Below are 19,733 nucleotides of genomic sequence, written 5' to 3'. Positions count from 1 at the left end.
TTTCTAAGCGATCGATGCCAGTGCGGCATCAATCTTGGCCGGATATTCATCCAGCATCTCAATTTTGTCATTCGGTACTTCGTACTTGATCTGAATCACCTTTTCGAAAATACCTGTCTCGACCATCAGCGATACCGGAATCTTCTTGGCCACATACTGGCTGCAGGCACGCTTCAGGTAATCAATCGTCTTCAGCATCTTGTACTGCTTCTGCAGAGAAACAGATGTGTCATCCTTGTGGAAGGCATTCTGCTGCAGGAAGCCGACACGGATCACACGGGCAATCTCAAGTGTCAGTTTCTGATCTTCCGGCAGAACATCTGAGCCAATCAGCTTGACGACTTCCATCAGATTGGACTCTTCATGCAGAATCTCCTGCATCTCAGCACGCAGATCCAGGAAGTCATGGGCAACATTCTGGTTGTACCAGTGGGACAGATCATCCACATATTCGGAATAACTGTCTGTCCAGTTCATAGCCGGGAAATGTCTTGCATAGGCAAGTGATTTGTCCAGTGCCCAGAAACATCTGACAAAACGCTTGGTATTTGCCGTAACCGGTTCAGAGAAATCGCCGCCCTGCGGAGAAACAGCACCAATCAGTGTAACGGATCCTTTGGATCCGGACAGTGTATCCACATAGCCGGCACGCTCATAGAACTGGGCAATACGGCTTGGCAGATAGGCCGGGAAGCCCTCTTCTGCCGGCATTTCTTCCAGACGGCCGGAGATTTCACGCAGAGCCTCTGCCCAACGGGAAGTCGAGTCAGCCATCAGGGCAACATGGTAGCCCATATCACGGTAATATTCCGCAATCGTAACCCCAGTGTAGATACTTGCCTCACGGGCAGCCACCGGCATGTTGGATGTATTGGCAATCAATACGGTACGGTCCAGCAGCGGCTTGCCGCTCTTCGGATCGGTCAGTTCACTGAACTCTTCCAGGGCCTGGGTCATCTCGTTGCCACGTTCACCACAGCCTACGTAAATGATGATATCGGCATCACACCACTTTGCAATCTGATGCTGCATCATGGTCTTGCCGGCACCGAATCCTCCCGGCAGGGCACTGGATCCACCCTTGGCAATCGGGAACATTGTGTCTACAACACGCTGCCCGGTAACCAGCGGCATGGAAATCGGTTCACGCTTGAGAATCGGACGGGGTTTACGGATCGGCCACTGCTGATGCAGCGTAACCTCTGTCTGTCTGCCGGTATTGTCATTCTGCACAACAGCCAGGACGTCATTGACGGTGTAGCTGCCATTTTCAACAGCTTTGACAACGGTGCCATTGACGCCGATCGGAATCATGGAACGATGTTCAATCAGACTGGTTTCAGGGCAGGTCGCAAAGATTTCGCCTTCTTTGACCTTGTCGCCCACCTTAATCTTCATGGTAACATCCCATTTCTTGTCTGCATCCAGAGACGGAATGCTGCGGCCTTCGGAAATGAAGGCGCCCTGTTCATCAGCGATCTGCTGCAGCGGACGCTCAATACCATCATAGATATTGCGCAGAATGCCAGGTCCCAGTACTGCATTCAGCAGATTGCCGGTACCGACAACTTCCTCACCTGGCTTCAGGCCTGTCGTGGATTCATATACCTGAATCATGACTCGATCATCATCAATACGGATGACTTCACCAAGCAATTTCTTTTCACCGACATAGACCATCTCACTCATGGCAAGTGTCAAAGAATTGCGGACCGAAATGACGGACCCATTTATAGAATAAATGACATCACTCATGCCGCATCCTCACTTTCCTCTACCCGGAAGCCGGAATGGTTGCGGAACCAGTCTCTGGCTTCTTTCAGCTTGTCATCGAGTGTGCAGCTGTACTCAATTCCTGCTGCATCGTCACGGTACAGAAAACCGCCGATTTCAAGATAGGCAGTTTCTATTTTGTTATGCAGTCCTCTGGCTGCCAGCAGTTTTTCCAACAGCTTTTTATCCTGCTCTCTGGCCGCAAAGACACCATCTTCAGAAATATGTACTTCCTCAAGATGTTTCTGCAGCCATTTTTCATAATCGCCAGAAGAAGTAAACCTGTGCAGATCGCTGCTGACTTCATCAAACAGCTGGCCGGTCAGAGACTGCCGCAGCTGCAGAAGTTTCTTCTTTGTATCCATCTTATCCTTGGACGATTTGGTTGCCGCATAGAAACGCAGCTCGCTCAGTTCCTTTTCCAGGTATGTATCTGTTTCCTTCTTCAGACCTTCCTTGTAAAAAGAGAGCTGATCCTGACGCAGTGCTTCTGTCTCCTGCTCAACCTGATTACGCACAAGTTCGGCGTTGGAGCTGACATCCTCGTCAATCGTCTTCAGGATTTTCTCTTCATAATTTTCCACTCACTTCACCTCACAGTTTAATGCCGATGGCTTCACTGATGTAGGCATCAATGGTTTCGCCAATATTGCCTGATCCGTGCCGGTCCGCAATCTCGACGATCAGCGGCTTGGGCAGGTTCAGCTTATAGTCAGAAACCACATCGCCAGCCATCTCCACGCATTTGGTTGTCATCAGAATAATGGCAATCTCCGGATCATGGATGAGCTCATCCAGTTTCTTGACAATCGCTTCACGGTCGTGAAAGACACCGCCCTCAATCCCGGCAAGTCTCATGCCGGTCTTTGTGTCTGTATTGTCACTGATGCAGTATGCTTTCAAAACTCACACCTCAGGATCAGAGATTGTTGATGATGAGAATGGAAATCAGAAGACCATAAATGGCAATACCTTCACCAAGAGCGACGAAGATGATGGCTTTACCAAAGTTATCAGGATTCTCAGAAATGGCACCGATTGCAGCCGGGGATGCTTTTGCAACAGCCCAGCCGGCACCGATACATGCACAGCCAACAGAAAGAGCAGCAGCGATGTAGCCAAGACCTGTAGCGCTGGAAGCAGCAGAAGCTGTCGTAGCATCTTCAGCCATAGCAGCGAACTTAGCGCCGCCGACAATCAGGCAGATGGCAAAGACACCGGCAAACAGAGCAACCTGGCCGAGCAGTCTCTGCTTGGCATTCTTACGGTTCAGACCGCCTCTGACAATGAGCCACAGCGGACCAATTACAAGAGCAACAGCAATCAGCGGTACCAATACTTCACTAAGAGATAACATCATTTTTTCCTCCTGGACAATCGTCCTTATTCTGCTTGTGCAGTTAATGCTTTATATTTTCTGCCGCCACCAGTGTAGTAACGGGAGAACATTTCATAATACTCAAGACGCAGAGCCTGAATACCAACAACCAGACCCTCCAGCGCCATAACGAAGATGTTGCCGAATACCAGAACAAGCGGTCCGGCATTGCCTGTCATCTTGACCAGTGTCATGACTACCAGCATCATGCCGGCATGGGAGAGAACGAATCCTCCGACACGCAGATAAGACATGGAGTTGGTAACGAATGACAGCAGGATTTCAAATACTTCGAAGAAGTTCTGGAGAATGTATGCACCCCATGACTGGGAAGCTCTGAAACCATGGCCTGTCACCAGATTGGTCAGCGGCTCCTTCATCAGGAAGCAGAACACCGGCACCAGAATGAATGGAATCACAAACTGAACATGGAACAGATTTGCACCGCCCGTCAGTTTCAGGCCTGCGGCAATAATGACATACAGGTAGAACACCAGACCGGCAATGCCATTCTGTGAGAACAGCACTTCACCAGGTTTCTTATGGCGGAGGTTGTTCACGATATTAATGGTCATGGAGCAGACAATCAGCACAACACCGATGATCAGTGCACCGATCAGCAGTGTCATCGTGTTGGACTTTGCCATGACATCGAACAGCTTCTCACGTACATGGAACAGTTTCTGATGAATCGGATTCAGCAGATCTTCATAGCCGAACACAGATCCAAACAGGAATCCCATGATGGAACTTGTGATGCCGACTCTGCCGATAATGCCAAACAGCTTGCCCTTCTTCTCAAACAGGAAGCCAATGATCATCAGGATGATGCCCTGGCCCATATCGCCAAACATGATGCCAAACAGAATACAGTAAGTAACTGCCAGGAAGAATGTTGGATCGAAATCACCATAGGCAGGTGTCGAGTACATATCCACAAACAGTTCAAACGGTTTTGCAAACCAGTTGTTCTTCAGCAGTGTCGGGCACTTGAACTGCGGTACATCCTCTGGCTCCTTCACTGTGAAAGTGACCGGTTCCCCATTGAATGCATCCTCGTATGCCTGTACCTGTGAAGCCTGTACAAAGCCAGACAGCAGGTACTTCTCATCAAAGATTGAAACATACTTGTACTGGGAGATGATTTCATTGCGCTGTGAACAGTAGGCAAAGATATCATTCAGCTGGTCTTCATACTGATGCAGCAGTCTGTGTACATCCACCGGCGGAATTTCCATTGGTTCAAAATACAGAGACTGGAAGATTTTGGCAACCTCTTCCGCGTAGGAATCGGATGTGACATAGACCATCCAGATGTACTGCTTGTTTTCATGCAGACGATGGTGAACAAAGTTCACATCCCGATAGGCTGAAAGCTTGGGGAAACTCTCCCGTGGCATTCTGCCAAAGCCAAAATTCAGATAATTGCAGGCATGGATTCTCTCAAACCCGCACACACTCAGGGCATCCAGTGCCTTTTCATCATCAGGAGTAAGAATTACCTCCCCGGCATCACTGGTAATGCCAAACTTCTCATTCAGTTCGCCCAGAAACTTTTCGATTTCTTCCTTGGAATATGTTCTGGAAGGTTTCCGGTCAGGATCAAATGAGAAGCCAACCGCATGGGCGAAGTTCTGCAGTGTCTGCCTGTAATCGGCATACGGATTTTCCTCGCTGATCATCTTGCCGCCGTTGTCTTCGGTCACAATATTGCTGGCCGGTTCGACATCAAGCATGCCGGATCCAATGCCCTTCAGCAGCATTGAATCCAGATGATCACGGTCCGTGGATGCCTCAACGAACTTCATTTTTACAATTGCCATCCGCTGGCTCCTTTCCTAGTACACAAGCAATGCCCGAATCCGGTCATTGGAGATATGATATCTGACACCTTCGCAGATGTTGATCACATTGTGGATCTCGATCTGGGACAGATTCATATAACTCAGCAGAATCAGATTGGACCTTGTGTCTGTCTCAATCATCGTGTAGTAGATGTTGTATACGATCTTCTCGATATAGCGGTCTATATTCTGAGGATTCGCACCTTTGGTATAGAAGTGGTATTTCCGCTGCAGTGCTGCAAGCACTTCATCCGCTGTATCTTCTTTGATCATGCGGCGGATCTCAGCCTCCTTGAACAGGCAGCTGCGGATCACAACAGTGCGTTCAATCACTGCCGGTGCAGCCTGGAAGTACTTCTTCAATCGGTAGATGATTGAGACTGCCTCAAGCTCTGCACGCATGGAGACAAGCTTCAGCACCTGCTGGCGCTCATCACCGCGTGTATCACTGTTGGCAAGCACAATCATATGCTGGTAATACGCATCGCGCAGATCATGTTCCAGCGATACCGCATCAATTTCCATCAGGTTATCCTTCCGGTATCTGCGCAGAATGTCATAGTAGCGGGTATTCTTGAGGAACGCGAGCAGATCATCATAGCTGGTGATCTCAGCAAGCTTGCCGATGTCAAATGACATGTAATGCGAGATATACATCGGCATCTCGGCAATCATCTCTGCCCTTTCATCACTTTCCGGATTCATCAGCACACGGATGCAGCGCAGGATCATCTCGATCTCCGTGGTCATGACCGCGGCTACCAGGAATCTGCCGTCCGCATCACTGCCATAGCGCAGCAGTTTCTGCAGGCGTTCATACATGCTCCGCCGCAGCAGGACTTCGAGCTGACCGCGGTGAATTGCCTTCTCGTTAACACCTTCCAGCGCATGCCTGTACAGCGTATTCGTCTTCAGATAGGCAACGATTTCCGCCAGTGATTTCTTCTGCAGCAAAGCCGCATAGGCATCCGCATTCAGACGTTCCCCGAACATCGCTCTGGCCTTGGCAGCCATTGCGCCATCAGAACTCATGCATGATCCTCCACAATCCGTTCATACAGTTCTTTGCGCCACTTGTCATGGCTGGCATCAAACTGTTTCTGCAGGTCAGCACTTGCCTTGCTGTAATATGCCTGGTTCTGGGCATCGTCAGCCTTCACCTTTGCCTCCAGCTGCGCCTTGGTACTTTCCACCTGTGCATTGACAGCTGCCCAGGCATCATCAGACATTTTCTTCTTTTCATCCACAATGGCCTGTTTCAACTGTGCCCTGCGGTCATACACATCTTTGATCTCTTTGCGAACTTTCTCATCCGTATCAATCAACTTCTGGATCGCATCAATTTCCATCTCATCACTTCCTTAATCGTGAATATTCTATACCATTCCGGTATGCACAACGTCTGTTATCTTATGCCCGCTTTTTCAGAATTGCAACCGGAGACTGAATGCATGTCGTTTATAGTTCCCTGCTTATTGAGTATCCTGCTCTTATCCTGCAGATAGGCAAGCAGTGCAGGCCATGACATCGGTGCCTGATGATACTCTTTTTCAAGCATCTCGTTGTAAGCTTCCGTCATCCGCTTCACCTTGTTCTGCACATCTGCGTTTTCAATGGACAGCAGGTCTTTGACACTGAAGTAATCCGGGTCATCACCGATCTGTCCCCGCAGCTGCATGCACGCCATATCCCATGGCATCAGTACCCTGTCTTCAGGGGAAAGCTGTTGTACCCCAGGAAGATTCTGCAGATCAATCAGCTTCATGTTCTGCCTCCTTTGGGATCATCATCACGAAGCTGACCAGCAGTAATCCACAGCTGATCCAGATCGTATGCAGTCCCAGCAGGCGGATCATCTGATAGCCTGTTACAGCGCCAAAGGCAAAGGCGAATACAACCAGCAGATACTTTCCGCACAGATGCAGCTCCCGTCTGCTTCTTTCATGGATGGACCGGTCAAGATGGTCCATGGCAGAGCGCAGATTGCCGATGCACATCGTGCTGGCATATGGTGAGCCGCGCACTGTCCGGAATGCCTGTACCTGCATCGCACAGGCAAAGGAAAGCAGCGCATTGGCAATCGGATTGATATCCGCAGGGATCAGGCCTACGATACCAAGCATAACCATTTCCATAGCGATGACGATCTGCCGCCAGTGCAGTCCCTGGTCACCTGGAAAGCGGGTATGGATCTCCTGGGCGGCAATGACGCCAAGCGCAAATGCACATAATGGCAGCAGGTAGCGGAGACTGGCCGCAAATTCGCCATCTGCAATTTTTGCGCTCATCAGCACAATATTGCCAGTCTGTGCATTGGCAAAGACCTTGCCCCTGCCAAAATAGGAGTAAGCGTCCATCAGGCCGCCTGACAAAGCAAGAAAGACCATGGTCCGCTTTGCCTCAGACATCTGTGATCCTGATTTATTCAATATGCTCCTCCTTTCCCAAAACATGCCTATTATAAGGACCTTACGGAAATGTGTAAAAAGTATTTTTGAGATTGCCGGCATATCAGAATGATATGGTAAAATATGACCATGAACATTCCGCTGGATTATTATCGTACCTTCTATTATGTTGCCAAATATGGCAGTCTTACCAAAGCAGCTAATGCCCTGCACGCCAATCAGCCAAATGTTACCAGGACAATGAACAAGCTGGAACAGAATCTGTCATGCCGGCTGATGATCCGCTCTAACCGCGGCATCGTGCTGACTGCAGAGGGCCGTAAACTGTTTGCCCACGTGGACCGTGCCATGCGCCAGTTTGATGATGCCCAGAAAGAGCTCAATGGAGATATGCAGCTGGAACAGGGCATTATTACCATCGGTGCTTCTGAAACGGCACTGAACCTGTTGCTGCTGGATGTGCTGAAGCAGTTTCATTATGACTATCCACATATCAGCCTGCGCATTCTGAATCATGCCAATCCACTGGCATTACGGTCCGTCGAGGATGGCGAAGCGGACTTTGCGGTTTTGACGACACCACACCGGAAACATCCGGGTTTTGTCAGTGTGCCGCTGCTGTCCTATCAGGAAATTCTGGTTGGCGGAAAATCTTTTACAGCCCTGTCATTTCAGAGTCTGTCCCTGCATGACCTTGAGAGCTACTCCATGATTTCCATGTCCCGTGAGACTCTGAGCTATCAGTTTCACAGTGATTTGTTTGCCAGTCATGGCGCTTTGTATCATCCTGATACGGAAGTGGCAACAGCAGACCAGATTCTGCCGATGGTCAAGCATGAACTTGGCATTGCTTTTCTGCCAGAGATCATGGCAAGAGAAGATCTTGCCAATGGCAGCATTGTGCAGCTTCATCTGCAGGAAGAAATTCCCCGCCGTCAGATTGCCCTTGTGTATGACCGCCATAGACCAATCAGTCCGGCCGCCAGGAGACTGATGGACCGGCTGATGGCACTGTCAAAGCAGAATAACGCGCATGAAAAACGCATCTGGTAAGATTCCTTCCAAATGCGTTTTTTACTTATTCGATGCCGCTCAGATCATATGCATCCAGATACTGTCCAGCCTTTTCACAGATATCCTTCAGCGTGCTGCCATCAAACGGTGATGCCAGACCTGCCTTTTTCAACATATTCGTCCAGGTATCAGAGCCGCCCTGCTCTGTATAAGCCATATATGTGTTCCAGGCTGTCTTTTCATCTTTCTGGATCATCGCCCAGAATTGCAGTGAAACCGTCTGTGCCAGGCAGTAATCAATGTAGTAGAACGGGCTGCTGTAAATATGGTGCTTCAGCTGCCAGTGCTCGCCGTCACTGTAGAAAGGAATTTCACCATCCAGACGGTACCATGGCATGTATTTGCCGCACAGTTTCTTCCAGACGTCATGGCGCTGGCGGGGAGTCAGTTCAGGATGTGCATAGATCTCGTGCTGGAATTCATCCACTGCCGTGCCGTAGGGAATGAAGCGGATTGCCCCTGCCACATGAGAATACCGGTACTTGCGCGCATCTTTGCCAAAGAAATCATCTGCCCATTCCTGACCAAAGAATTCCATGGACATGGAATGGCACTCACATGCTTCCATAGTGGGCCACATGGTACGCATCGGCACCCTGCTGCGATTCAGGTATGCTTCAAAGGCGTGACCTGCTTCATGCGTGATTACTTCGACATCTCCCTGTGTTCCGTTGAAGTTGGCGAAAATGAACGGCATATGATAATCACCCAGGTCTGTGCAGTAACCACCGCCTGCCTTGCCTTCTGTAGAAAGCAGGTTCATCAGCTTCATATCCTTCATTGCATGGAAGAATTCACTTGTTTCCGGGGAAAGTTCATCATAGAACTTTGTGCCTGCCGCAATAATATCATCCGCACTGCCAGCGGGCTTTGCATTGCCCGAACGGAATTCCAGGGCAGCATCCGCAAAGTTCATCGGATAACTGACACCAAGACGCTCTGCTTGTGCCTTGTAGACACGCTCTGCCACCGGAACAACATACTTTGCCACAGCATCGCGGAACTTTGCCAGATCCTCTTTTGTATAGCAGTTGCGGTCCATACGGTAATAGCCAAGCGTCGTATAGCCTTCATAGCCCATACGGCGGCCCATGGCATCACGCAGATGAACAAGCTGATCATAGATTTCATCCATCTGCGGCTGATGATCCTTGTACCACTGTCCTTCTGCCTTCCATGCAGCAAGACGTCTGGCATCATCCGGATCATTCTTGAACGGTGTCATCTGTGAAAGCGTATATGTTTTTCCTTCAAACGGCACCTGGGCAGAAGCCAGCAGGTTTTCATAGTCCTGGGCAAGCTGGTTCTCCTTCTGCATATCCGGAATATTGTCAGCAGAGAATGCTTTTCTGGCAATTTCTGCATTCAGAAATACGATCCTGCCAAATTCCTTTTCAAAGTCAGAGCGGAACGGACTGACAAGCAGTGCATCTGTAAATGCCTGTTCCTGCTCCTGCAGATGCGGAGCTGCTGCAAGCCAGAACTCGTTTTCTGCCTTGTAGTACCCATCATTGGTATTGATATCGTGACGGATCTGCGCAAGCGTGCTCAATGTCGCCACATGGCGCAGTGCCTTGTCCTGGGCGAGAAAAACATCACGTGCCTGACTATAGTTCTCAGCCTTCTTCAGGTCTTTTACATAGCCAGAAAGCTCATCCTGTACCTGATCAAGATCAGGACGTTCATACTTCATTTCATCAAATGTTATCATATCGTCTTCTCCCTGATGCCTACCATCATACCATATCGTACAGACGAATCTTTTTCTTTCAACAGATGGAATGCCTATGATATACTAATGAATGCATTTGGAGAATTACCCAAGAGGCTGAAGGGGACGGTTTCGAAAACCGTTAGGCGTGCAAGCGTGCGGGGGTTCAAATCCCTCATTCTCCGCCATCATAAAACAAGACTGTCAATGATCCCGGCAGTCTTGTTTTTCTTTCCTGTTTCCTTTTGTTACAGTGACTGAATCAGTATATCCAGCACATCCAGTGCTTTCCTGCTGCTTTCATTAAAAGCACTGAAATATTCTTTTTCTCCGCCGGTAATACTGTCTGCGACCATCTTGATCAGCACACAGGGGACCTTGTTGCGGTTGGCTGTCTTGACGATGCCGGCACTTTCCATTTCACAGATATCGGCATGGAACTGCTCATGAATCTTTGTTTTCTCCTGCACACTGCCGACAAACTTATCACCAGAAGCGCAGATGACTGGTTTCAGATCCGGATACATCTGCTTTGCCCTGGCAAGCAGATTTCTGTCTGCAGGCATATATATAGTCGGGTATTCATTGAGATAAAGACCCGGTTCACAATGGTCTACTTCGGATGTATCAAACTGATAATGTACAACCTTGTCTACGATGCAAAGACGCACCTTGCTCATTTCCTCACTCAATCCGCCGACGACACCGAAATTTGTAATCAAAAAGACATGAAACTCTGAGATCAGTGCCTGTGTCCCGGCAGCTGCTGAGATTTCACCTGGTCCGGAATGGAGAATATAAAGGTTCCCGCTGTCTGTTACATAATGATAGACCGGAAATCCTCCTGCCTGCAGCATTTCTGCAGGTTCCCCGTATTTTTCTTTTACTGCATCAATTTCCACTGCAGCAATCATGCCTGTATTTTTCATTGTATTCCTACCTCGCTCACCTATCTTACCAGATAATACGGTTTTATATAGGCAGGCAGACCGGTTTCATCATAGATGATTTCCGGTGTTCCTTTGATCAAAGGCAGCATGTATTGTCTGGCTTCCTCACTGATCCCGCCATAATCCGGCAGCAGCCACTGCGATGGAAAATTCTTTACGAAATTGGCAACTTTTTCAGCATCAACATCAAAGCATGATACAGCATACTGCTCTGTGGGCAGCCGTTTCAGACCCACCATTCTGCCTGTGAACGAAGGATCTGCCGTATGCATGTGGGCAGACATGCCAAGCTGAAAGCTCTCTGTTACATCTGTCAATGACTGTTCCGTGGCATGGCAGCGCTGGGCAATAGACAGATCCTGCACCTTGCATCGGCTGGCGATCCCTGCATCCAGAATCATCTGTTCCAGTGCCCTGCCTGCTCCGCCTAAGACTGTATGTCCAAACAGTTCACTGCGCGCTTCTCCGCAGGAAAGATACGTGCCATCGATGTAGCGTGCCCCTTCCGAAACTGCTACAAAGCATTTGGACCGCAATGCAATCACATCTTTGACTCTGCTGAGAAAATGCTCTTTGTTAAACGGTTCTTCTGGCACGATCAGGATATCCACTTTGTTGCTGAGGCAGGCAGACGCGGCGAGCCAGCCGGCATCTCTGCCCATTGTTTCCAGGATGAAGACTTCGGTGCGGCTGGAAGGATATGCATTGATGTCATACCAGCACTGCAGCGCAGTTGCCGCAATAAATTTTGCAGCAGACCCAAAGCCGGGGCAGTGGTCTGTTTCCACCAGATCATTGTCAACCGTCTTGGGACAGCCGACAAAGCGGTGATTGGCAATCTGATGACTGGCTGTGTATTCACTCAGAGCAGCCACCGTATCCATGGAATCATTGCCGCCGATATAAAACATGGTTTCAATCTGGTAATGGTCCATGATTGAAATAATCTTCTGGAAATCTGCCTCATTGTCTCTTTTCAGCTTATAGCGGCAGGAGCCAAGGGCACAGGAAGGTGTCTGCTGCAGCAGCCTGTTTTCCAGATCACTCATATTGGTCAGATCCACAAAACGTTCCTGCAGAATGCCCTCAATGCCATTCAGGCCGCCATAAACATGTTCATACAGCGGATTCAGCTGATTGGCTTTGACAATGCCTGCCACCGTGGCATTAATGACAGAACTAGGTCCGCCTGATTGGGCAATGATGCAATTCGACATATGCAATTCTCCTTTTTACTGTCATCATTATAGCGGCAATCCCGATAAAAAAAGAAGCTCTCATTCTTCAGAGAGCTCCTCCCAGTCCGCATACATATGGGCAAGTTCATTGTGGATGTCATCAATGTGGGCATCCAGCTCATCCATTTTTGCCTGATCCTGATAATACTCCGGTTCAAAGCGCAGTGCCCTGCTTTCTTCCAGTTCCTGTTCCTTGGCAGTAATGGCTTTTTCCAACTGGGCAATCTGCCGCCGGATTGCTTCTGGATTCTTGGCTTTCTGTGTTCTTGGACGCGTAACTTCCTTATTTTCCACAGGCTTTTCTTCCTGAACCTGTTTTCCTTCCATATATTCCTGATAGGTTTCATTCAGGAAATCAGCTTTGCCATCATGGAGTACAAGCATCTTGGTGGCAAGCTGCGAGATGAAATAACGGTCGTGGGAAACAAACAGAATCGTACCGGTAAATCCGCGCAGGGCATCTTCCAGTGCTTCTTTACCGGGAATATCAAGATGGTTGGTCGGTTCATCCAGAATGAGCAGATTGGCATGCTGTAGCATGAGCTTAGCAAGGGAAAGCCTGACCTTCTCTCCGCCAGACAGTACATCCACCAGCTTGAAAACATCATCTGCCGAAAACAGGAAGCGGCCCAGTACAGATCGTATGGCAGTGCGGTCCATATCCGGATGTTCATCCCAGATTTCTTCCAGCACGGTTTTACCGCTGGAGAACTGGGCAAGCTGCTGGTCAAAATAGCCGATCTCGATCTGATGGCCAAACAGGAATGATCCCCCAAGTTTTGGCACCAGATTCATCAGAGTCTTGACCAGAGTTGATTTGCCGGTGCCATTGTCACCAATGATCGCAACCCTGTCACCGCGCCGTATTTTCATTGTCACCTGGGCAAGCGGGTGGTCATAGCCAATGACCAGCTTTTCTGTTTCCAGCACCTCTTCCCCACCCTTCAGGCGCGGTGAGAAGTCGGCATGGAATTGCTTGTCATTGTGCTGTACTTCTTCTACCCTCTCCATGCGGTCCAGGTACTTCATTTTGGACTGGGCAAAAGCAGCTTTGTTTTTCTTATAGCGGAATTTTTCAATCAGTGCTTCCAGACGCTGGATATCTTTCTGCTGGCGGACATAGGCTGCCTGCTGGCGTTCCTGATCATTCTTCTTCTGTTCCACATATGAAGTGTAGTTGCCTGCATACCGCTTCATCCTGCCAAATTCCATATCATAAACAACGGAAACAACATGATCCAGAAACATCCGGTCATGAGAGACGACGACAACGGCACTCGGATAGTTTTTGACATATCCTTCCAGCCATTCAATAGCAGCCAGATCCAGATGGTTGGTTGGCTCATCCAGCAGAAGAATATCCGGTTTTGACAGAAGCAGACGGACAAAGGCAATTCTGGTCTTCTGACCGCCGGAGAATTCACCGATTCTGCGGTGCAGATCTTCGAGCTGAAAGCCGAATTTCGTAAAGACCGTCTTCATTTCGGCTTCCCAGTTGTAACCGCCGCTCCGCTCAAATTTCTCCTGCAGATCCGCATACTGGTTCATGACTTTTTCGTCAGGATTTTCTGCCATCTGTGCTTCCAGTGCTTCCAGCTGCTTCTGCAGAGCAAATAATGGCGCATAGACAGCTTTCAGTTCCTGCTCCACTGTATTTTCATCATGGTCAAGAACCTTCTGGGACAGATAACCAATAGTCAGGCTGTTGGGACGGGAGATATTTCCTTTGTCAAAATGGTCCTCTCCGCACATACAGCGCAGAAAGGTTGTTTTACCGCAGCCATTGCGGCCGACAATGGCAATCTTCTCATTGCCGCGTATTTCAAACTGTACATCCTCAAAAACAGTATTGGCGCCAAAATCTTTGGCGCCATGACTTACCTGGTAAAGCATCAATCATCCTCCTTTGGCAGGCGGATATCACGGATATGCTTGGCATAGCGCTTGTTTTCAGGCGGGAGCTGCATATATCCGGGGCCGATTCCCATGGTTAAGAATTCATGGGGGTGGGCCGCAATGGGCAGCTGTGTATCCTCAAAGGGAACATACTGCACCGGGAAAATATCATCATACCGGAAGATAAAAGGCTTGAAAGGGCTCTTCCATACCCATGTCAGATCAAAGCCGATATAGTCGCTGTGCTTCTTCTCACAGTGTCTGCCATAGGCATGCGCATTGTTCATGATCGCTTTTTTAATGCCGATCGGGTTGATATGCAGCACATTATCTGCGACAACTTCCGGCACCATCAGCACATCATTGAGCAAACGGCGCGGCAGGTCTTCAAACATGTTTATAGAAACATAGTCATAGACAAAGACATCCACAAAGATACCGTCACAGCCTTCATATCCTTTGCAGCGGTTATCCAGCAGTGTATTGACTTCCTGCAGATAGGTACCTTTCATGCGGATCTTCATGCCAGGGATCAGCACATTGTAACGGTCATCGGTCGCAAAGCACTGGAAGACATATTTTTCCGGGCATTCCTTCTTCATGATTTCAATGAAGCGCTCAAAATCAGAACGCATCATGGCAATATCCGCATCATCATCCCAGGGAATGAAACCCTGATGGCGCACAGCACCGAGTGCACTGCCGCCATTGAGCCAGTAAGAAATGGAATGGCGCCGGCAGATGGCATCAATATCTTTCAGAATTACCAGCAGTACCTTCTGTACATCGGCAACGGTAATTTCTGAGCCATCCGGATTTTTCTTGACAACGTACTGTTCCATTTCTGCTCCTTTCGGTATTAATACATCAGATTGCGCGGTGTACGGGCAAACGGAATGACATCACGGATGTTTTCCATGCCTGTGATATACATGATCAGTCTTTCAAAGCCAAGACCGAAACCAGCATGCTGGCAGCCGCCATACCGGCGCAGATCCAGATACCACTGGTAGTTGTCCAGGTTCATGCCAAGTTCCTTCATACGGTTGACAAGAACATCCAGACGTTCTTCTCTCTGGCTGCCGCCGACCAGTTCGCCGACTCCCGGTACAAGCAGATCTACCGCAGCAACGGTCTTGCCATCGTCATTCTGGCGCATATAGAACGCTTTGATATCCTTTGGATAGTTGGTCAGGAACACCGGTCCCTTGACAACCTTTTCGCACAGGTAGCGCTCATGTTCCGTATTGAGGTCCATGCCCCAGAATATATTCTTGTTTTCAAATTCATCCTTGTGCTTTTCAAGGATTTCAATGGCCTCTGTATAAGGCATCTGACGGAACTGGGAAGAACGCACATGTTCAAGACGTTCGATCAGTGTCTTATCAATACGCTCATTGAAGAACTTCATCTCTTCTTTGCAGTTATCAAAAACATAGTTAATGCAGTACTTTACCATGTCTTCGATCACAGCCATATCGTAGTCCAGATCCGCAAATGCCATTTCCGGCTCAATCATCCAGAATTCAGCCGCATGGGTTGTTGTGTTGGAGTTTTCAGCACGGAAGGTAGGACCGAATGTATAGACATCGCGGAATGCCATTGCATAGGCTTCGGCGTGCAGCTGTCCAGAGACAGTCAAAGAGGCATGCTTGCCAAAGAAATCTTTCTCCCAGTTGCCATCTGTGCGGGTTGTAACCGTAAATGTTTCGCCGGCACCTTCGGCATCATTGCCGGTAATCAGCGGTGTGTTGACATAGACAAATCCCTGGTTCTGGAAGAATTCATGAATGGCCATCGCAAGGCAGCTTCTGACTCTGAAGACGGCTTCAAATGTATTTGTGCGGGGACGCAGATGTCCGATTTCACGCAGATATTCAAAGCTGTGGCGCTTCTTCTGCAGCGGATAAGTCGCATCGCAGGCACCTTCCAGATCAATTTCAGTTGCCTGCACTTCAAATGGCTGACGGTTGTCTGGTGTCAGCACATAGCGGCCGATCACAGAAACAGCCGTACCAGTCAGATAATGAGAAACTTCCTCATAGTTGGAAAGACTGTCTGCACTGTATACAACCTGGGCATTGGCCAGATATGTACCGTCATTCAGAGCAATGAACGAAACGGCCTTACCGCTGCGGTTGGAACGGATCCACCCCTGAAGCTGGACATATTCAACCTGATCTTTTTCAAGCTGTGATCCCTCAGCAGTCAGCTCATAGAGCTCACGCACACTCATTTCAGTTGGCATAATTTATTCCTCTTATTTTTCCATCAAATTTGCCTCAAAAACCAGTTCCTGAATTGATGAGACAACATCCACCTGTTTTACAAATACGCCGGCAGGCACCGAGAAGTGATCCATGGCAAAGGATACAATGCCACGGATTCCATTGGCTACCAGCAGATCAACCGTCTCCTGTACGCTCTGTGAAATACACAGAATGGCAATCCGGCACCCTTTTGGCATCTTCTCATGAAGATCCTTAATATCATAAACCGGAACCGACGCCTTGATATTCTGCGGTGCAATATCAAATGCGCACACAATCTCACCAACGACATGGTTCCAGTTATTATAGTTCAGCAGTGCCTTGCCGAGGTTACCTGCACCGATCAGAATAATTTTTTCATCAAAGTTCACACCGAGCTGTTCAGAAAAGATACTGATGAGTTTATCCACATCGTATCCGTATCCCTGTTTGCCAAGCTTGCCGAGAAAGCTGAAATCACGACGGATTGTCGTTGATTCAATTCCGACATAGTCCGCAAGCTCTTTTGACATAATACGGTCATAGCCATTATTTTTCAGCTTGCGCAGGGCTTTCAGATAGACGGGATAGCGCTGCAGTGTTGCTTTTGGTACTACATAGTCTGTCATAATATCACCGTCGATATCATAACATAAATTTACGACTTTGTGAATTTATTATCGTTTTTCACTCGCCTTCACCAGGCATCTCCAGACTTGGATCAGCCGAAGCCGTGAAATCACCAAACAAATGGTGCTGATAAGCAACATACCCTGCTGCACCAATCATCGCCGCATTATCTGTGCAGTACTTGATGCCCGGAATAATCAGTTTGACTTCCGGGAACTTTGTCATCTTTTCTTTCATCAGCTCACGCAGACGGGAATTAGCAGCGACACCGCCAGCCAGAACAACTGTTTTTGGATGCAGGTCGGCGACGGCATTCAATGTCTTCTCTACCATAGAGCCAAGAGCTGCTTCCTGGAATGCATAGGCAACATCTTCCTTGACAATCGGGTTTCCCTTCTTTTCTTCGCGCTGAATGAGCTGGGACACAGCTGTCTTCAGACCAGAGAAAGAAAAATCATATTTCCCCTGTACGCGGGGTGTCGGAAGTGTATAGTGCGGATGGCCAAGTTTTGCCATTTTGTCAATGACCGGGCCGCCCGGATATCCGGTGCCCAATACGCGGGATACTTTGTCATAAGCTTCGCCAATGGCATCGTCCCAGGTTGTACCGATGACTTTGAAATCCCAGTCATTCTTCATCCAGACAAGCTGGGAGTGGCCGCCGGAAATAACCAGGGCCAGCAGCGGAAATTCCAGTGTATCGACAAACCGATTGGCATAGATATGTCCGGTCATATGATTGATCGGCACCAGCGGTTTATGGAACTCCCAGGCAAGTGTCTTGGCAGCCTGCACACCGACATGCAGAGAGCCGATCAGACCTGGTCCTTGTGTATAGGCGATGGCATCGATGTCATCCATCGTCACACCGCTTCTGCGGACAGCTTCATGGATCACCGCTGAGATGTTTTCAACATGAATGCGGCTTGCTACTTCAGGCACAACGCCGCCATACAATGTATGTACATTAATCTGACTCGAGACGATGCTCGAAAGGATCTCACGGCCGTCTCTGACGACGGCACAGGCTGTCTCATCACAGCTTGTTTCAATTGCGAGAATCAGTGTCATTTGAACCTCCTACCGGCTTTACCATCAGCCAGGCATCTTCCCCGTCTGAATAGTAGCCTTTTCTTTTTGATGCTTTGATAAAACCATTTTTTTCGTATAAGTGTACTGCCGCCTGATTGGACAGACGTACTTCCAGACTCAGATATTCGCATCCTTGTTCCGCGGACTGTGCGCACATATGATCCATGAGCATCTGCCCGAAGCCCTGCCTCTGACAGGAAGCAGATACAGCAATATTGGCAATCTGTGCCTGCTCATACATGATCCATAAGTCACAATAACCTTTTACGATGCCATCCTTTTCAATCACAAACAATTTGGCAAAAGGATTTTCATGAAGCTCGTACAGAAACTGTCTGCGGTCCCAGCAGTCTCCGGGAAACAATTGTTCTTCCAGAATGCTGACTGCATCAACATCCGCATCAACCATCGGCCTGATCATTTGACCAGATATGCTGTGGAAGGCTTCAGGTACTCCGGTTTGACCAAATTTGTATTGGCTGCTTTGACCCAGCGGTCTTTCAGAGCAAGGAAATTCTGAGCAAGATCCGGATAATAGTCTTCGCGTCCAAACAAATGGCCATCACCGACAAGTTCAAGTGAATCAATCTGATCTTTCAGATCATCAACCATCACAATGTGCGGCTTTTCTTCGTATTCCCCATCTTTCAGCACTGCTGTATAAACACGGCCGCCGCGGGCATCCAGAACGCATCTTGCATGGCGGCTTCCGCAGTACAGCTGCAGTGTGCCAATCGTATACAGTGGAAGATCACGCATAACGCAGAATACTTTGCCAATAGTCATGGCAATACGCACACCAGTATAGGAACCTGGTCCTTCGGTCACCACAATCTGATCAATATCTTCTGTTGCAAGATGCTGACGTTCCATCATTGCCATCAGTTCCGGAAAAATTTCTTCGGACTGCTGCTTCCAGCATTTCTTCTGTACTGAATCAAGGAGCTGATCATCCTTGATCAGAGCAAGAGCCAGGAAAATGTGGCTAGTATCCATACATAATGTAATCATTTCAATTCCTCCAGCAGTTTTTCGTATTCCTCGCCTTCTGCGTGGAATGTAAACCGGCGTGAATTTTCTTCCAGCAATTCAATTGTAATCGTCATGTGACATGGCGGTACAAGCTGCGGAACGTACTCACTCCATTCAATCACGGTCAGCCCGCCGTCATCCAGGAATTCATCAAATCCGAGATCCTGATGAACCCCCTCAAGACGATATGCATCAATGTGGTAAAGCGGCATTGTGCCATGATAAATTTTCAGAATATTAAATGTAGGACTAGTGACATTGCGCTTAATCCCCAGTCCCATTGCAATGCCCTGTGTCAGCGTTGTCTTGCCGGCGCCAAGATCACCATCCAGTAAAAAGACCATACCAGGTTTGGCTGCCTGTGCAATGCGGCGGCCAAGGTCATGTGTTTCGTCTCTGGAATATGTTTCAATCGTTAATTCTTTCATATAAATAGCCTCACGCGTGCCCTATTATAT

At 48.6% G+C, this 19,733-nt stretch carries 21 protein-coding genes and 1 tRNA gene; 2 read left to right on the top strand and 20 right to left on the bottom strand.

Translation table 11 applies throughout. The features are described from left to right. Window positions 1-3: 3 nt before the first annotated feature. From DHU66_RS11275 to DHU66_RS11235, 9 genes are read right to left on the bottom strand one after another with little or no spacing between them, the layout of a single operon-like run. Entirely contained in the window at window positions 4-1,755 is a 1,752-nt protein-coding gene (locus tag DHU66_RS11275; RefSeq protein WP_108776040.1) for a V-type ATP synthase subunit A, read from the bottom strand. Continuing rightward, window positions 1,752-2,357 carry a V-type ATP synthase subunit E gene (locus tag DHU66_RS11270; RefSeq protein ID WP_108776039.1) on the bottom strand — a complete coding sequence of 202 codons (606 nt, stop codon included), beginning with the start codon at window positions 2,355-2,357 and terminating at the stop codon, window positions 1,752-1,754. Before DHU66_RS11270 ends, DHU66_RS11275 begins: the two co-directional genes overlap by 4 nt. Window positions 2,358-2,367: 10 nt before the next feature. Further along, window positions 2,368-2,676, bottom strand: a complete 309-nt coding sequence (locus DHU66_RS11265) for a V-type ATP synthase subunit F (protein ID WP_108776038.1) — start codon at window positions 2,674-2,676, stop codon at window positions 2,368-2,370. 16 nt (window positions 2,677-2,692) lie between these two features. Then, window positions 2,693-3,130, bottom strand: a complete 438-nt coding sequence (locus DHU66_RS11260) for an ATP synthase subunit C (protein ID WP_108776161.1) — start codon at window positions 3,128-3,130, stop codon at window positions 2,693-2,695. A gap of 26 nt (window positions 3,131-3,156) precedes the next feature. Further along, complete coding sequence (locus tag DHU66_RS11255; RefSeq protein WP_108776037.1) at window positions 3,157-4,974, bottom strand: V-type ATP synthase subunit I; 1,818 nt, start codon at window positions 4,972-4,974, stop codon at window positions 3,157-3,159. Between the two features lie 15 nt (window positions 4,975-4,989). Continuing rightward, the gene (locus DHU66_RS11250) at window positions 4,990-6,027 is read right to left on the bottom strand and encodes a V-type ATPase subunit (protein WP_108776036.1); all 1,038 of its coding nucleotides are present in this window, start codon (window positions 6,025-6,027) and stop codon (window positions 4,990-4,992) included. Then, the gene (locus DHU66_RS11245; RefSeq protein ID WP_108776035.1) at window positions 6,024-6,344 is read right to left on the bottom strand and encodes a hypothetical protein; all 321 of its coding nucleotides are present in this window, start codon (window positions 6,342-6,344) and stop codon (window positions 6,024-6,026) included. Before DHU66_RS11245 ends, DHU66_RS11250 begins: the two co-directional genes overlap by 4 nt. 56 nt (window positions 6,345-6,400) lie before the next feature. Then, on the bottom strand, window positions 6,401-6,760 hold the full coding sequence (locus tag DHU66_RS11240) for a hypothetical protein (RefSeq protein ID WP_108776034.1): 360 nt from the start codon (window positions 6,758-6,760) through the stop codon (window positions 6,401-6,403). Continuing rightward, window positions 6,747-7,424 carry a YoaK family protein gene (locus tag DHU66_RS11235; RefSeq protein WP_209451825.1) on the bottom strand — a complete coding sequence of 226 codons (678 nt, stop codon included), beginning with the start codon at window positions 7,422-7,424 and terminating at the stop codon, window positions 6,747-6,749. Before DHU66_RS11235 ends, DHU66_RS11240 begins: the two co-directional genes overlap by 14 nt. A 102-nt stretch (window positions 7,425-7,526) precedes the next feature. On the opposite strand from DHU66_RS11235, the gene DHU66_RS11230 reads away from it, so the two are divergent. Further along, on the top strand, window positions 7,527-8,456 hold the full coding sequence (locus tag DHU66_RS11230) for a LysR family transcriptional regulator (RefSeq protein ID WP_209451824.1): 930 nt from the start codon (window positions 7,527-7,529) through the stop codon (window positions 8,454-8,456). A gap of 25 nt (window positions 8,457-8,481) precedes the next feature. Here DHU66_RS11230 and DHU66_RS11225 read toward each other — a convergent pair whose 3' ends face one another. After that, complete coding sequence (locus DHU66_RS11225) at window positions 8,482-10,188, bottom strand: M3 family oligoendopeptidase (protein ID WP_209451823.1); 1,707 nt, start codon at window positions 10,186-10,188, stop codon at window positions 8,482-8,484. Between the two features lie 99 nt (window positions 10,189-10,287). Between DHU66_RS11225 and DHU66_RS11220 the strand changes: the two genes are divergently transcribed. Beyond that, a tRNA-Ser gene (locus tag DHU66_RS11220) sits at window positions 10,288-10,376 on the top strand. Between the two features lie 60 nt (window positions 10,377-10,436). Here DHU66_RS11220 and DHU66_RS11215 read toward each other — a convergent pair. The 10 genes from DHU66_RS11215 to tsaE are packed head-to-tail and all read right to left on the bottom strand — an operon-like array spanning window position 10,437 to window position 19,703. Continuing rightward, window positions 10,437-11,117 (bottom strand): 5'-methylthioadenosine/S-adenosylhomocysteine nucleosidase, encoded by a 681-nt coding sequence (locus tag DHU66_RS11215; protein ID WP_108776032.1) that lies wholly within the window; start codon window positions 11,115-11,117, stop codon window positions 10,437-10,439. Between the two features lie 20 nt (window positions 11,118-11,137). Beyond that, entirely contained in the window at window positions 11,138-12,355 is a 1,218-nt protein-coding gene (locus tag DHU66_RS11210; protein WP_108776031.1) for a diphosphate--fructose-6-phosphate 1-phosphotransferase, read from the bottom strand. Between the two features lie 60 nt (window positions 12,356-12,415). After that, entirely contained in the window at window positions 12,416-14,269 is a 1,854-nt protein-coding gene (abc-f, locus tag DHU66_RS11205; RefSeq protein WP_108776030.1) for a ribosomal protection-like ABC-F family protein, read from the bottom strand. Next, window positions 14,269-15,114, bottom strand: a complete 846-nt coding sequence (locus DHU66_RS11200; protein ID WP_108776029.1) for a LicD family protein — start codon at window positions 15,112-15,114, stop codon at window positions 14,269-14,271. The genes abc-f and DHU66_RS11200 overlap by 1 nt, the downstream gene beginning before the upstream one ends. A gap of 17 nt (window positions 15,115-15,131) precedes the next feature. After that, window positions 15,132-16,520 (bottom strand): asparagine--tRNA ligase, encoded by a 1,389-nt coding sequence (gene asnS, locus DHU66_RS11195; protein ID WP_108776028.1) that lies wholly within the window; start codon window positions 16,518-16,520, stop codon window positions 15,132-15,134. A gap of 12 nt (window positions 16,521-16,532) precedes the next feature. Next, a complete protein-coding gene (locus DHU66_RS11190; protein ID WP_108776027.1) occupies window positions 16,533-17,150 on the bottom strand; it encodes a redox-sensing transcriptional repressor Rex in 618 nt (205 codons plus the stop codon). Window positions 17,151-17,208: 58 nt separating this feature from the next. Then, window positions 17,209-18,222 carry a tRNA (adenosine(37)-N6)-threonylcarbamoyltransferase complex transferase subunit TsaD gene (tsaD, locus tag DHU66_RS11185; RefSeq protein WP_108776026.1) on the bottom strand — a complete coding sequence of 338 codons (1,014 nt, stop codon included), beginning with the start codon at window positions 18,220-18,222 and terminating at the stop codon, window positions 17,209-17,211. Beyond that, window positions 18,200-18,664 carry a ribosomal protein S18-alanine N-acetyltransferase gene (gene rimI / locus DHU66_RS11180; protein ID WP_108776025.1) on the bottom strand — a complete coding sequence of 155 codons (465 nt, stop codon included), beginning with the start codon at window positions 18,662-18,664 and terminating at the stop codon, window positions 18,200-18,202. Before rimI ends, tsaD begins: the two co-directional genes overlap by 23 nt. After that, the gene (gene tsaB / locus DHU66_RS11175) at window positions 18,661-19,254 is read right to left on the bottom strand and encodes a tRNA (adenosine(37)-N6)-threonylcarbamoyltransferase complex dimerization subunit type 1 TsaB (protein WP_108776024.1); all 594 of its coding nucleotides are present in this window, start codon (window positions 19,252-19,254) and stop codon (window positions 18,661-18,663) included. Before tsaB ends, rimI begins: the two co-directional genes overlap by 4 nt. Then, complete coding sequence (gene tsaE, locus DHU66_RS11170; RefSeq protein WP_108776023.1) at window positions 19,251-19,703, bottom strand: tRNA (adenosine(37)-N6)-threonylcarbamoyltransferase complex ATPase subunit type 1 TsaE; 453 nt, start codon at window positions 19,701-19,703, stop codon at window positions 19,251-19,253. The genes tsaB and tsaE overlap by 4 nt, the downstream gene beginning before the upstream one ends. Window positions 19,704-19,733: the final 30 nt, after the last annotated feature.

It is taken from the genome of Lactimicrobium massiliense, from assembly GCF_900343155.1.
In the GTDB taxonomy this organism is placed as follows: Bacteria; Bacillota_I; Bacilli_A; order Erysipelotrichales; family Erysipelotrichaceae; genus Bulleidia; species Bulleidia massiliensis.
This window is presented reverse-complemented; position numbering and strand designations above follow the sequence as displayed.